This window comes from Xanthomonas sp. DAR 35659 (assembly GCF_041242975.1).
GTDB classification, from domain to species: domain Bacteria; phylum Pseudomonadota; class Gammaproteobacteria; order Xanthomonadales; family Xanthomonadaceae; genus Xanthomonas_A; species Xanthomonas_A medicagonis.
In genome coordinates, this window is sequence record NZ_CP162488.1 from 2,528,830 (window position 1) to 2,541,553 (window position 12,724).

10 protein-coding genes and 4 tRNA genes are annotated in these 12,724 nt (G+C 69.5%); 6 read left to right on the forward strand and 8 right to left on the reverse strand.

Translation table 11 applies throughout. The annotated features are described in order from the left end of the window. Positions 1-246 precede the first annotated feature (246 nt). From AB3X07_RS10855 to AB3X07_RS10870, 4 genes are all read left to right on the forward strand, one after another. Positions 247-322: transfer RNA gene (locus AB3X07_RS10855), tRNA-Ala, on the forward strand. Between the two features lie 46 nt (positions 323-368). After that, positions 369-444 (forward strand) — tRNA-Glu (locus AB3X07_RS10860). A gap of 105 nt (positions 445-549) precedes the next feature. Then, positions 550-625 (forward strand) — tRNA-Ala (locus tag AB3X07_RS10865). Positions 626-671: 46 nt separating this feature from the next. After that, positions 672-747 (forward strand) — tRNA-Glu (locus AB3X07_RS10870). A 193-nt stretch (positions 748-940) separates the two neighbouring features. On the opposite strand, the gene AB3X07_RS10875 is transcribed toward AB3X07_RS10870, so the two are convergent. Genes AB3X07_RS10875 through AB3X07_RS10890 form a run of 4 tightly spaced genes read right to left on the reverse strand, consistent with a single transcriptional unit; the run spans position 941 to position 7,436 of the window. Further along, entirely contained in the window at positions 941-4,024 is a 3,084-nt protein-coding gene (locus tag AB3X07_RS10875; RefSeq protein ID WP_369944506.1) for an efflux RND transporter permease subunit, read from the reverse strand. Next, entirely contained in the window at positions 4,021-5,139 is a 1,119-nt protein-coding gene (locus AB3X07_RS10880; protein WP_369944507.1) for an efflux RND transporter periplasmic adaptor subunit, read from the reverse strand. Before AB3X07_RS10880 ends, AB3X07_RS10875 begins: the two co-directional genes overlap by 4 nt. Before the next feature lie 9 nt (positions 5,140-5,148). Beyond that, a complete protein-coding gene (locus AB3X07_RS10885; protein ID WP_369944508.1) occupies positions 5,149-5,952 on the reverse strand; it encodes a MipA/OmpV family protein in 804 nt (267 codons plus the stop codon). 26 nt (positions 5,953-5,978) lie between these two features. Then, positions 5,979-7,436, reverse strand: coding sequence for an efflux transporter outer membrane subunit (locus AB3X07_RS10890; RefSeq protein WP_369944509.1), 1,458 nt, complete (start codon positions 7,434-7,436; stop codon positions 5,979-5,981). A gap of 110 nt (positions 7,437-7,546) precedes the next feature. Between AB3X07_RS10890 and AB3X07_RS10895 the strand changes: the two genes are divergently transcribed. Further along, positions 7,547-8,236 carry a response regulator gene (locus tag AB3X07_RS10895; RefSeq protein ID WP_369944510.1) on the forward strand — a complete coding sequence of 230 codons (690 nt, stop codon included), beginning with the start codon at positions 7,547-7,549 and terminating at the stop codon, positions 8,234-8,236. Further along, on the forward strand, positions 8,233-9,420 hold the full coding sequence (locus AB3X07_RS10900; protein WP_369944511.1) for a sensor histidine kinase: 1,188 nt from the start codon (positions 8,233-8,235) through the stop codon (positions 9,418-9,420). The genes AB3X07_RS10895 and AB3X07_RS10900 overlap by 4 nt, the downstream gene beginning before the upstream one ends. Before the next feature lie 128 nt (positions 9,421-9,548). On the opposite strand, the gene AB3X07_RS10905 is transcribed toward AB3X07_RS10900, so the two are convergent. From AB3X07_RS10905 to AB3X07_RS10920, 4 genes are all read right to left on the reverse strand, one after another. Beyond that, positions 9,549-9,923: a hypothetical protein gene (locus AB3X07_RS10905; RefSeq protein ID WP_369944512.1), complete on the reverse strand. Its 375-nt coding sequence runs from the start codon at positions 9,921-9,923 to the stop codon at positions 9,549-9,551. A gap of 301 nt (positions 9,924-10,224) precedes the next feature. Further along, positions 10,225-10,506, reverse strand: coding sequence for a hypothetical protein (locus tag AB3X07_RS10910; RefSeq protein ID WP_369944513.1), 282 nt, complete (start codon positions 10,504-10,506; stop codon positions 10,225-10,227). A 338-nt stretch (positions 10,507-10,844) separates the two neighbouring features. After that, complete coding sequence (locus AB3X07_RS10915; RefSeq protein WP_369944514.1) at positions 10,845-11,714, reverse strand: SDR family oxidoreductase; 870 nt, start codon at positions 11,712-11,714, stop codon at positions 10,845-10,847. Between the two features lie 53 nt (positions 11,715-11,767). Then, on the reverse strand, positions 11,768-12,700 hold the full coding sequence (locus AB3X07_RS10920) for an NADP-dependent oxidoreductase (protein WP_369944515.1): 933 nt from the start codon (positions 12,698-12,700) through the stop codon (positions 11,768-11,770). Positions 12,701-12,724 lie beyond the last annotated feature (24 nt).

Below are 12,724 nucleotides of genomic sequence, written 5' to 3' on the forward strand. Positions count from 1 at the left end.
TCGAGCGCGCCAATCCGATGCGCGCGGTGGTGAGCACGCATCCGATCCCAGCAACCGTGCACGGGCTTGCGCGCGTCGCCGCGTTCCCCGATGCATCCACGGCGGATCGCGGCATGGCAATGCAGGCGTCGCTGGAGTGGGTCGGTGGTCGGCGCAAAACCCGTTGTGCATCGCGTGAAAAAACTTCAAAAAACGCTTGCGCGCAGCGGAGGCCATCGTTAATATTCCGCTCCTCGCAGCACACGTGGGGCCATAGCTCAGCTGGGAGAGCGCTTGCATGGCATGCAAGAGGTCGCCGGTTCGATCCCGGCTGGCTCCACCAACTTTTCGGGCATTAGGCCTGTCCGCAAAGCAACATCGTTATCAGCGTCCCCATCGTCTAGAGGCCTAGGACATCACCCTTTCACGGTGGCGACCGGGGTTCGAATCCCCGTGGGGACGCCATTTTTTCGCGAGACCATCGAAGTCCGGCGCCGCCGGACTTTTTTTGTGCGGGATGTGCACATTTCGCAGAAATCGGGTAAGATTCCGCTTCTGCCAGTTTCATGTGGGGCCATAGCTCAGCTGGGAGAGCGCTTGCATGGCATGCAAGAGGTCGCCGGTTCGATCCCGGCTGGCTCCACCAACTTTTCGGGCATTAGGCCTGTCCGCAAAGCAACATCGTTATCAGCGTCCCCATCGTCTAGAGGCCTAGGACATCACCCTTTCACGGTGGCGACCGGGGTTCGAATCCCCGTGGGGACGCCATTTTTACGAAAACACCCGGCACTGCCGGGTGTTTTTTTGTCTGCGATTTGGGCGTCGCCGCTGCGTGCGCCGTCGTGTCCGCCCGGATGTGGGGCATTGCGGTGATCGGCGTTCGAGGTAGCCGCGCCCGGCCCCTCGTTCCTGCGCGCGGCGTGCCGACAGTGCGGCGCCGGGCGGTAGCCGTGCGCGGCGCTCATGCCGCCGCCGGCACGCGCGCCGCGCCGCTGCCCCGGCGCAGCGAGAACAGCAGGTCGTACAGCACGGGGATGACGCCCAGCGTGACCAGGGTGCCCAGCGCCAGCCCGCCGATCATGGTGATCGCCATGCCGGTCCACAGCGGCCCGGCGAACAGCATCAACGGCACCAGGCCGACGATGCAGGTCAGCTTGGTCATCACGATCGGGCGCAGGCGCTTGACCGCCGCGGCGATCACCGCCTCGTGCCGGCCCAGGCCGTCGGCCAGTTCGGCATCGATGCGCTCCAGCAGCAGCACCGCGTTGTTGACGATGATGCCGGCCAGCGCGAGCAGGCCGAAGGTGGCCATGAACCCGAACGGATAGCCAGTGACCAGCAGCGCGAGCGCCGCGCCGATCACCACGAACGGAATGCTGGCGACCACGATGAACAGCTTGCGGAACGAGTTGAACTGCCAGACGAACAGCAGCAGGATCGCGACCAGCGCATGCGGCATGTATTGCAGCAAGGCCTGGTTGGCCTCGGCCGAATCCTCCAGCTCGCCGCCCAGCTCGATGCGGTAGCCCGGTGGCAGGCGCAGCGCGGCGACCTTGTCGGCCAGGGCCGCGACCACCTGGTCGGTGGTCATGCGCGGATTGCGGCCGGTGACGGTAATGGCGCGGCTCAGGTTGCGACGCTGGATCGCCGACGGCTCGGAGGACAGGACCACGTCGGCGATCGCCGACAACGGCACCGCCGGACCGCCGGCCTGCGGATACAGCACGGTGCTGCCTGGGTCGCTGCTGGCGGCGCGTTCGTCGGCGCCACCGCGCAGCACGATCGGCACGTTGACGCCATCGTCGTGGATCGTGGACGCGGCGATACCGCTGTAGCGCAGTTGCAGCGCCTGGGCGATGTCGTCGCTGCTCAGTCCGGCGCGGCGCGCCTTTGTCTGGTCGATGCGGACCTCGTAGCGCGGAATGCGGATCTCCCAGTCGTCGCTGACATCGACGGTGCCCGGCAACTGCCGCAGCGCCTGTGCGATGCCGGCGGCGAGACGGCGCAGCTCCGCCTCGTCGGGGCCGACCACCCGGTAGATGGCCACGCCCGCGTCGGTCGAGCCCAGCGAGAACCGCTTGGGCTCGGCGCGGACCGCCGGATAGCCCTGGCGGATGTGCTGGCGAACGCGGGCGATGACCGCGTCGATGTCGGTGCCGGGGCGCACGCCGACGGTGAAGTAGGCGATGTTGGCGGCGGGCTGCGGCGGGTTCAGGCCGAGCACGATGCGCGGGCCGCCCTCGGCCACGTAGCCGATGCTGTCCACGATCTCGGGATTGCGCCTGCGATGGGCGAGCCAGGTGCTGATCGAGCGCACCGTGCGCAGGGTTTCGCGCGCGTCGCTGCCCGGCTGCAGCGTCACCGGCATCTGGAATTGCAGGCGGTCGGACTTGGGCAGGAAGCTGTAGGGGATCGAGCCCAGCACGGCGGCGGCCGCGCCCAACAGCAGCAGCATGCTGCCCAGGAACAGCGCCTTGTGCCCGAGCAGGCTGGCGATGATGCGGCGGTAGCCGCGGTACAGCCTGGAATCGTAATGGTCGGCCGCCTGCCCAGGCGCGGGGCGGTGCGCCCGCGCGAAATGCATGCACAGCAGCGGGGTCACGGTGACGCTGAGCAGCCACGAGCCGAGCAGGGTCACCGCCAGCACGATCGCCAGCGAGCGCATGTATTCGTTGGTGCTGGTCTGGCCGAAGAAGAACGGCGAGAACGCGAGCACGATGACCAGCGAGGAGGTCAGCAGCGGCAGCGCCAGCGTGCGCCCGGCCGCTTCGCAGGCCTGCCGGCGCTCCTCGCCCGCGGCCAGGCGGCGCTCGATGTCCTCGGCGATGACGATGCCGTTGTCCACCAGCAGCCCCAGCGCCAGGATGATCGCGGCGATGGAGACGGTCTGCAGTTCCACGTCCAGCGCGCGCATCACGATCAGCGTGCCGAGGATGGTCAAGGGCACGATCGCGCCGACGATCAGGCCGGTGCGCCAGCCCAGGAACAGCATCACCACCGCCATCACGATCAGCACGGTCTCGCCCATGACGTGGTGCATCTTGCCCATTTCGCGCTCGACCACGTCGGCCTGGAAGGTGACCACGTGCTGGGAAAAACCGATCGGCAGCATGCGCGCCGTTTCGTCGAGCTTGTGCCGCAACGCCTGCCCGACCTGCGCGATGTTGAAGCCGGGCGCCATCGACACCGCCACCACCACCGCCGCCTGGCCCTGGTAGATGGCCGCGCTGTCCGGCGGATCGGCCGGCATCAGCGCGATGCGCGCCAGCTGCGACAGCGGGATCTGGGGCATGCCGTCGGCGCCGGACGCGGCGATCGGGAGGTCGCGCAGTGCGTCCAGGGTACGGATCTCGCCGCTGGGGGTGACGGTCATCGCCAGGCCGGAGGCGGCGATCTGGCCGCCGCTGGCGACCACGTTTTGCGCGCGCAACTGCTGCGCCACCGCGGCCGGGGTCAGGCCGGCCTCGCTCAACCGGGTCCGATCGAAGGCGACGTAGAGCCGATCCTCGCGCAGCCCGTGGAAGGTGACGCGCTCCACCCCGGGCACGGTGTACAGCTGCTCGCGCATCTGCCGCAGCGGCTGGCGCATTTCGCTGGTGCTGAAGCCCGGTGCGGTGACCGCGATCGAGGCGATCGCGACGCGGCCGAAATCGTCGTCGACGAACGGCCCCTGCGTGCCGGGCGGCAATTCGGCACCGGCCTCCGCGGCCTTGTTGCGCACGCGTTGCCACAGCGTCGGCAGGTCGTCGACGTCGTCGCGCGCGGTCAATTGCACGATGGCGCTGCCGGGGCGCACCGTGGTGACGATCTTCTTGATGCCGGTGAGCTCGCGCAGGTGCTCCTCGAGCGGACGCGCGATGGTGTTCTCGACGCGTTCGCTGGGCATGCCGGGAAACGCGACCTGCACCACCGCGTCGCGCACGGTGACGCTGGGCTCCTCCTGCGAGGGAAAGCCGAGGAAGGTGGCGACGCCGGCGACCAGCACCAGCGCGGCGGCGAACAGGGTGAAGCGGCTCGAGGTCAGGGCGGCGCGGGTCAGGTTCATGGCGTGGCGGCGTCGGTCAGGTGCGTGGCGGGGAGGTAGGGGACGACACGCTGTCCGTCGCTGAGGAAGGCTGCGCCGGCAGCAACGACGCGTTCGCCGGCGCGCAGGCCCTGGCGGACCTGCACGCGCTCGCCCATGGCATCGCCGGCGACGATCTGGCGGCGGCGCACGGTGGCGTTGCGGTCCTGGTAGACGAACACCATCGGCTTGCCATTGCCCATGCTCGGCACCATGGCGCTCAGCGGGACGCTCAAGGGGCGGGTCGCATCGCGGGGCAGGGCCAGCAGCAGGTTCTCGCCGCTGCGCAGGCCGGCGTCGGCGTCGCTGTCGAACAGCGCCTGCACCGTGGCGCCGCCGTCCAGGCGCGCGGACACACTGCGCAGCCGCATCGGCAGCGCCTGTCCGGGCGCCGTGGCCCGGTATGCCGTTGCCGCCTGGCCGGGCTGCAGCGTCGCCGCCAGTGCCGCCGGTAGCGTGGCCACGAGCTGGAGGTGGTCCTGGCCTTCCAACTGCAGGACCGGCTGGCCGGCGGCGACCATGGCGTCGGCTTGTTGCAGGCGCGCGACCACACTGCCGTCGAATGGTGCGCGCAACTCGGCCTGGCGCAGGCCGCGGCGCGCCAAGGCCAGGTCCGCCTGCGCGCTGCGCAGGCGCGCCTGCGCAGCGGCGAACGTGGTCTTGGCCGCAGTCAGGGTCGCCGCCGACGCGGCGCCGTCCTCGAACAGCGCCTGTTGTTGGTCGAGCTGGGTCTGCTGTTGGTGCAGGTCGGCGGTGGCGCCGCGGACGGCGGCGTCGGCCTGCTCCACGCGCAAGCGGTTCGGCTCCGGATCCAGTCGCGCCAGCAGTTGCCCCTGACGCACGCGATCGCCGACATCCACCGCGATGGCGGCGATGCGGCCGCCGCCTTCGAAGCCGAGTTCGGCGCGCTGCGCCTGGCGCACCTGGGCGACGAAGCGATCGCCGTCGGCAGCGTCGGCGTGGCCGACGGTTTCGAGTTTGACCGCGCGCGGCGCGTCCGGCGTCGGCGCCGCCTCCTGGCCGCAGGCGGTCAACGCCAGGGTTGCCGGCGACGCGCAGAGGAAAACAAACAGGGCAAGGCTCGGTTTCATGGACATTCCAGGCCGTCAAAAGGTGTAGGTCACGGCGCCGCTGGCGCTGGCGAAGGCGCGGCGCTGCACGATCGGGCTGCCGTCGGCCTGGTCGACGTAGCGCGTGCCGGCCACCGTCAGCGAGGTGCTCCAGTGTTTCGACAGCGCGTGGTCCCAGTTGGCGCCGACCGAGTAGGCGTACAGGCCGGAGCCGGCGTCGTAGGCGGCGAAGCGGCTGTGCGCGCTTTGCGCCTCGGTGACGCCGAAATAGGCCTGGTTGTAGCGGCGGTCGCCCCAGTGCGCGTCCAGGTCCATGGTCAGCGTGTCCCGGTCGTTCTGCAGCAGGGTGAACTTGGCCCCGGCGCGATAGGCGTTGCGGCGCGCGCCGTCCTTCAGCGCGATTTCCGCTTCGGCGTCCAGCATCAGGTAGGGTGTGAGCTGCTGCGCGATCATGCTGCGGCTGGTGATGGAGCCGGGGACGTCACCCATGCCGGCCAGCGACCTGCCGCCCGGACGCCAGCGGCTGTCGCGGTCGAGCCGGCCCAGGTCGTAGCCGAACGACTGGCTGACGTAGAAACCGCCATCGCTTTGGAACTGCACGCCGAGTCCGCGCACGCTGTCGAGGAACACGATGCCGCTTTGCGTGGCGAAGACCGGGGCGAACAGCGCGCGATCGTCGGCCGAACCGAAATAGCGCGGCGCTGCGACGGCGGCCACGCCGACGCTGAGCTCCGTCTGGTGGCCGAACAGGCGGAAGCCGGACGCGTTCGCGTCGGCGGCATGGGCCGCCAGCGGCGACGCGGCGCAGGCCAGGAGCGGGAGCAGTGCGATGGTTTTCATGGAGAGCCTATCGGAGTGGGGGTGGGTCAGGAGGCGCGCGGCAAGCGCACGCCGTAGAACGCGTGGAACAGGGCGATGCGGTTGAGCAGCAGGTCCTGGCGGGCCTGCAGGTGGTCCAGCGCGGCCTGTTCGGCGGCGATGCGCTCGCCCAGCAAGGCCGGGCGATCCTGCAGGCCTTGCGCCACGCGCCGGGCCATGCGCGCGATGCGCTGCGCTTCGCGCTCGCGATTGACGCGTTCGCGCTGTTCGCGTTGCTGCAGGACCGGCGCGGCATCGAGCGCATCGGCGACTTCGCGGAATGCGGCCGCGATGGCCTTCTCGTAGTCGGCGACGCCGGCCTGCGCGCGTAGCTGCGCGATGTCCAGGTTGGCGCGATTGCGGCCGTAGTCGAAGATCGGCATGGTCAGTTGCGGGATGAAGCTCCAACTGCGGCTACCGGCATCGAACAGGCCGCTGAGCGCGTCGCTGGCCGTGCCCAGCGAGGTGCTCAGGCGGATCGACGGGAAGAACGCGGCGCGCGCGGCGCCGATGTCGGCATTGCGTGCGCGCAGTTCGGCTTCGGCCTGCTCGATGTCCGGGCGCTGCAGCAACACCGCCGAGTCGAGGTCGCGTAGCGCCGTGGTGTCGTCCTGGGCCGGCAGCAGCGCCTCCAGATCGCCGGCGCCGGCCGGTGCGTCGTAGCCGGCGAGGGTCTGCAGCGCACGGCGCGCCGCGGCGTGTTCGCTTCCCGCCTGCAGGGCCCGGACCTGGGCCTGGTCGGCCTGATGGCGCTGCCGGTCCAGCGCATCGCGGGAGATCAGCCCGACCGCCTGCTGGCGCTCGGCGAACGCGAGCAGCGCGGCGCTGTCCTCGGCGATGGACTGCCAGCGCGCCTGCGCCTGCGCCGCAGCGCGTTCCACGGTATAGCTGCGCAGCACCTCGGCGATCAGCGCGCCGCGCGCGGCTTGCTGGCCGGCGCTGGACGCCAGATAGCGCTGCTGCGCGGCGGCCGACAGCGACGCCAGCTTGCCGAACAGGTCCAGTTCGAATCCGTCGATGCCGACCCCGGCCGTGACCAGCTTCTGGCCGTAGCGCTCCTGCTGCTGCGGCGCGTCGTAGCTCTGCCGCGTCTGCTGCGCCTGGATGCCTACCTGCGGCAGTTGCTGCGCACGCTCGATCCGGTACTGCGCGCGCGCCTGCTGCACCTGCAGGACGGCGCTGCGGAAGTCCGGATTGCGCGCCAGTGCCTGGAGCAGCAGCGGAGCGAGATCGTGATCGGGCGAGAACGCGCGCAGGAACTGTTGCTCCTGCTCCGACAGGACCGGCGCCGGAGTTGCCGCGTGCGTTGCCGGCGGCGCGGACGTCGCGCCCAGCGTCCGCGGGAGGGTCGCCTGCGGACGCTGGTAGACCGGCGCCAGCGAGCAGCCGCCGAGCAGCGTGGCCAGCGCGCCGAGGAGCAGGAGGCGAGGGCGGTGTGGCGGCGCGCCTGCGGACGATAGAATCATGGTGGTCACTCGGGGAGCGAATCTCGAGTGATAGAGTCGGCCGGCAAGTTCAAGCTGGCTTCCAGGATTCTTCAAGATTTCTTCAAGGCGCGCGACGGGGCGGTACAGGCATGGGTTCCAAGAAGATTCTGGTCGTCGAGGACGACGCCGACAGCGCCAGCATCCTGGAGGCCTACCTGCGCCGCGACGGCTTCGAGGTCGCCATCGCCGGCGACGGCGAGCGCGCGATCCAACTGCATGCGCAGTGGAAGCCGGACCTGGTGCTGCTGGACGTGATGCTGCCCAGGTTGAGCGGCACCGACGTGCTGTCGGCGATCCGCCGCAGCGGCGACACGCCGGTGATCATGGTGACCGCGATGGGCGACGAGCCGGAAAAGCTCGGCGCGCTGCGGTATGGCGCCGACGATTACGTGGTCAAGCCGTACAGTCCGAAGGAAGTCGTGGCACGGGTCTACGCGGTGCTGCGGCGTGCCGGCCCGGCCAGGGCGCCCGAGGAGACCTTGCGCTACGAGCGGCTGACGGTGGACACCAGCGCGGTGCTGGCCACGGTGCAGGACGAGAACGGCAACCCGGTGCCGTTGGACCTCACCCCGACCGAGTTCAACATCCTGGCGACCCTGCTGAGAACGCCGTTCAAGGCCTACACACGCAGCGAACTGCTGGAGATCTGCCTGCCGGAGAGCGACGCGCTGGAACGCGTGGTCGATGCCCACGTGCACAACCTGCGCAAGAAGCTGGAAGCCGAGCGCATCACCGACGTACTGGTGACGGTACGCGCGATCGGCTATCGCTTCCGATGAAGTGGCCGTTCGCGCGGCGTACCGCGCACGCGCCGCTGTGGAAATGGGTCGGGCTGCGCATGAGCGCGCTGGCGGTGGCCACGGTGCTGGCGATCGTGTTCGGCATGTGGCTGCGCTTCGCGATCTGGGACCTGGTGACCCTGCACAAGCTGCCGCCGGCGGCGCGCGCGGAAATGATGGAGTTGCGCGAGGACCCGCACCTCAACGAGCGCCGCTTGTGGGAATTGTTCGAGCGCTACTACGACGTCGCCGACTTCCTGCCGGGCCTGGCCAGCCGCGACTGGTTGCTGCTGGCGGTGCTGGTGCTGGCGTCTATCCCGGTCATCGTGGTCTGCGGCCTGCTCGCGTCGAAACCCTTGTCGCGCCAGTTCTCGAACGTGGCCGAAGCTGCGCGGCGCATCCGCGACGGCGATTTCTCGGCGCGGGCCACGCTGATTCCCAGCGCGCCGGACGAACTGGCCAGCTTCGCGATGGACTTCAACGGGATGACCGCGCAGTTGCAGCAGTACGAGCGCGAGGTGCGCGATTCCAGCGCGATGCTGGCGCATGAACTGCGCACCCCGCTGAACGCGGCGATGGGCCGGGTGCAGGGCATGCTGGACAGGGTGTTCCCGTGCAGCGACGCGCAGTTGCAGATGGTCCATCGCCAGTTGGAGCAGATCAACCGCCTGGTCGGCGACCTGCATCTGTTGTCGATGGCCCGCGCCAACCAGTTGATGCTGGAGCCGCAGGCCTTTCCGATCGACGTGTTGATCCGCGAACGCCTGGCGTGGCTGGCGCAGCCATTGCAGGCGGCGCGGATGGAGGTGGAGTTGCGCGCGCCGGCCGCGCTGACGATCCACGCCGACCGCGACCGCATCGGCCAGGTGCTGTCGGTGTTGATCGACAACGCGCTGCGCTACGCCGCGGCTGGCGGGCGCCTGCTGATCGAGGTGGCCAGCGGCACGGATGAGGTCTCGATCCGGGTCTGCGACCGCGGTCCGGGCGTGGCGCCGGACCTGCTGCCGCGCATGCGCGACCGCTTCTGGCGCGCCGAGGACTCGCGGGCGCGACATTCCGGCGGCAGCGGCCTGGGCCTGGCGATCGCCGCTGCGATCTGCCATGCGCACGGTGGCGCGCTGGAGTTCAGCAACCGCGAGGGCGGCGGCCTGTGCGCGCTGGTGCGGTTGCCGCGGGTGGCCTAGGGAGGTTCCGGAGCACGGCATGGCCGCGTTGCCTGCCGATCGAACGGTGCGCGTGTTTGCCATCGTGATGCCGCTCGATTACCTCCGGCCGGCGCGGTGGAGGAGTTCGGCGGCGGCATCGCCATCGATCAGGCGGAGGTCGCGGGCAGGGAGGCCTGTCTTGCCGCCATCGCCGTCGACGTGGCGGTAGACTTGCGCCTGGCCGACAGGATCGGCTCAACCAGGATTTCCGTGAGGCAGACGCATTGACTGGCAAACGCCAAACCGGCCCGACCGGTACCACCAAGTCCGAGTGGCAGGCGATCGAGCGTGCCGCGACGCAGGAACTGCAGCGCCGCACCGCCGAGGCGCACGCGACGCTCCTTGTCCTGCTGCAGCGGCACGCGAAGGATTTCAGTCCGAAACAGATCGCGGTGCTTCGACGGCGATTGCGCAAGGGTCGCTGAAGCGTTGAGCGCGGACGCCAGGAAGAGACGCTGCACCACCACCGCAGTGACTGGCATGCTTCAGCGGCGCTCGCACTGACAGGTTCGGGATGAGGCGTCTGGCGAGCACGCGGCGAGCAGGAGCCGCATGACCGGCGCCGCGAAGCAGTGCGTCGGTGTCGAGGGACAAAGCCCCGCGGCGATCATCACGGCAGCGTCTCAGCCACGGATGCATGCGGATCGCTGCCTGGAATAGCCTTGCGCCGTGCAGAGGGTGTCCTTCGGATGCACGGCAGGCGCATAGAACAAGGCCCCGCAAGCGGGGCCTTGTTCGGATGCAAGCCGATCTTCTAAGACGTGGCCTTGCGCATTCCCGCGGTCAGCCCTGCGGGAGGTCGCACTTCATTTTTCCATCCACGTAGTAAGGCTTGGGCACGTCCGGGTTCTGGCTGGTTTTCTCGAACACCACCTCGAACGAGTCGGGTTGCGGCTTGCCCTTGCGCGAGGTGCAGGCCTCCTGCAACTTTTGCTTGACCGCGGCGATGCCGGCCTCGCGGTTGGCGCCATCGGCGCTGTTGGTCAGGTTGGCGACCTCGGCAAAGGCCGGTGAGGCGATGCCGAACAGGCATCCGGCGAACAAGAGTCCTTGCAGCTTCTTCATGGCGTCTCCTTTTCAATGTTCGTGGGCGTCGGTCAGCGTACTCCCCGCCTTACACGGCATCCGTGGCTGCGGCGGGCGCGATCCAGCGCGCCGCTAGGATAGGGGGAGGTGGTTAAGACTTCGTGCGGAAGGTGACGTTGGCGATCGAACTAGCGTCCTGCGCCGTGCGAGTGCCGGTGCTGCATGGCGGCCTGGCGGATCAACAACGGCATGGGGAATCGATCCAGAATTATTTCTGCGATTTTCTGCTTTCAATTGCTTGGCGATGGCCGAAAGTGGCGCCGCCCGAGGACTGCCGCAGCCGTCCTCGGGCGCCGCATCGACGTGCGATCCCGCCGTCAGGCCGACGCCGCGACCCTTGCGGCGAACGCGTGGTAGGAATGCAGGGGACGGCCCAGCAGCGCGGTCAGGCGTTCGACGTCGCCGGCATCGGGCAGCATGCCGTCGCTGATGAAACGTTCGCTCATCAGGCGCATGTCGAAGGCCATCCAGCTCGGCATGAACTGGCGCAGGTTCTGTTCGAAGCCCGCGGTGTCCTCGCCGGGATATGCAACGGGTCGGCCGAGCGCGTCGCTCCAGATCGCGGCCACGTCCGCGCCGGTCAGCGTGTCGGGGCCGACCACGTTGATCCGCTCCAGCGGCAGCGGCACGGGCGAGCGCTCGCGGCGGAGCAGCTCGATGGCGGCGACCTCGGCGATGTCGCGGGTGTCGACCATCGCCAGGCCCTTGCTGCCGATCGGCATCGGATAGAGGCCGTGGCCGCGCACCACGTCCTGGATGGACAGGTCGTTGTCGATGAAATAGGCCGGGCGCAGGATCGTGGCATGCAGCCCCATCCGCTCGATCATGCGCTCCACCGCGAACTTGCCGGCGAAGTGCGGCACGTCGACGTACACGTCGCTGTGGATGACCGACAGGTAGACGATGCGTTCGACGCCGGCCGCACGCGCTAGGTTGAGGGCAATCAGCGCCTGGGTGTATTCGTCGGCTACCACCGCATTGAGCAGGAACAGCGTGGAGACGCCGGCCAAGCCGCTGCGCAGCGCGTCGACATCGAGCAGGTCGCCGCGGACGACGTCGACGCCGGCCGGCAGGGCGGCCTTGGCGGGGTCGCGGACCAGCGCGCGCACGTCCGCGCCGCGCTGCACGAGGTGTTCGACGACCTGGCGGCCGACGGTGCCGGTGGCACCGGTAACGAGAATGGTCATGTGTGTGTCCTCTGGTTGGAATGTGGTGTGGAGGGTCGGCGCGCGCGGGATGCTCAGGCCGAGAAATCGACGACGGTCTTGCCGGTCTGCGGCTGCGTGCGGTTGCGTTCGATCGCCGCGGGCAGGTCGTCGAAGCGCACGACCGCGCCGATCCTGGACTGCAGCCGCGCCTGCGCCACGTCCTCGGCGATCGCCTGCAGGCGCGCGGCGTCGGGCGTGTTCATGAACCACAGGCCGCGACGCCCGGCCGGCGTGCTCGACAGGATGGCCGGCGAGACGGTGCTGACGATGGCGCCGTTCTCGGCGAGCACCGACCACGAGCGGCTCAGGACCTCGCCGCCGACGTAATCGAGCACCAGGTCGATGTCGCTCAGCGCATGCTCGAACGGCTCCTGGTCGTAGGCGATGACCTGGTCCGCGCCGAGGTTGCGGACATCGTCGGCCTGGCGCTGCAGGGCGGTGGCGTACACCGTGGCGCCGGCCTGGTGCGCGAACTGCACCGCGAATCCGCCGACGGCGCCGGCGGCGCCCTGGATCAGGATGCGCTGCCCGACACGCAGTGGACCGGCGGCGTTGAGGCTTTGCCAGGCCGTCACCGCCGCGACCGGCAGCGCCGCCGCCTCCACGAATCCCAACGCATCGGGGACCAGGCTGAGGTTGGCGGCATCCACCGCGACCAGTTCCGCGTAGGCGCCGAGGCCGCCGCGCGGGCCCATCACCCGGTCGCCACGGCGCAGGCGGGTGACGCCTGCGCCGACCGCCTCGACCACGCCGGCGAGTTCGATACCCAGCACGGTCGGCAACTGCAGCGGGAAGGCATCGCGGACGAAGCCTTCGCGGACCTTCCAATCCAGTGCGTTGACGCCGGCGGCATGGACCCGCACCAGCACCTGGCCGGCGGCGGGCGTCGGCGCCGCGATCGATGCGATCCGGGCCGCATCGGTGCCGCCGTATTCGGTGAGAAGCAGGGCGCGTACGTTGTTCATGAGGGAACTCCTTCGGGGTTGGGT

Excerpts from the sequence above, each read along its gene's own strand:
- AB3X07_RS10875 (WP_369944506.1), bottom strand. The coding sequence starts at position 4,024 with ATGAACCTGACCCGCGCCGCCCTGACCTCGAGCCGCTTCACCCTGTTC.
- AB3X07_RS10880 (WP_369944507.1), bottom strand. The coding sequence starts at position 5,139 with ATGTCCATGAAACCGAGCCTTGCCCTGTTTGTTTTCCTCTGCGCGTCG.
- AB3X07_RS10885 (WP_369944508.1), bottom strand. The coding sequence starts at position 5,952 with ATGAAAACCATCGCACTGCTCCCGCTCCTGGCCTGCGCCGCGTCGCCG.
- AB3X07_RS10890 (WP_369944509.1), bottom strand. The coding sequence starts at position 7,436 with ATGATTCTATCGTCCGCAGGCGCGCCGCCACACCGCCCTCGCCTCCTG.
- AB3X07_RS10895 (WP_369944510.1), top strand. The coding sequence starts at position 7,547 with ATGGGTTCCAAGAAGATTCTGGTCGTCGAGGACGACGCCGACAGCGCC.
- AB3X07_RS10900 (WP_369944511.1), top strand. The coding sequence starts at position 8,233 with ATGAAGTGGCCGTTCGCGCGGCGTACCGCGCACGCGCCGCTGTGGAAA.
- AB3X07_RS10905 (WP_369944512.1), bottom strand. The coding sequence starts at position 9,923 with ATGCCAGTCACTGCGGTGGTGGTGCAGCGTCTCTTCCTGGCGTCCGCG.
- AB3X07_RS10910 (WP_369944513.1), bottom strand. The coding sequence starts at position 10,506 with ATGAAGAAGCTGCAAGGACTCTTGTTCGCCGGATGCCTGTTCGGCATC.
- AB3X07_RS10915 (WP_369944514.1), bottom strand. The coding sequence starts at position 11,714 with ATGACCATTCTCGTTACCGGTGCCACCGGCACCGTCGGCCGCCAGGTC.
- AB3X07_RS10920 (WP_369944515.1), bottom strand. The coding sequence starts at position 12,700 with ATGAACAACGTACGCGCCCTGCTTCTCACCGAATACGGCGGCACCGAT.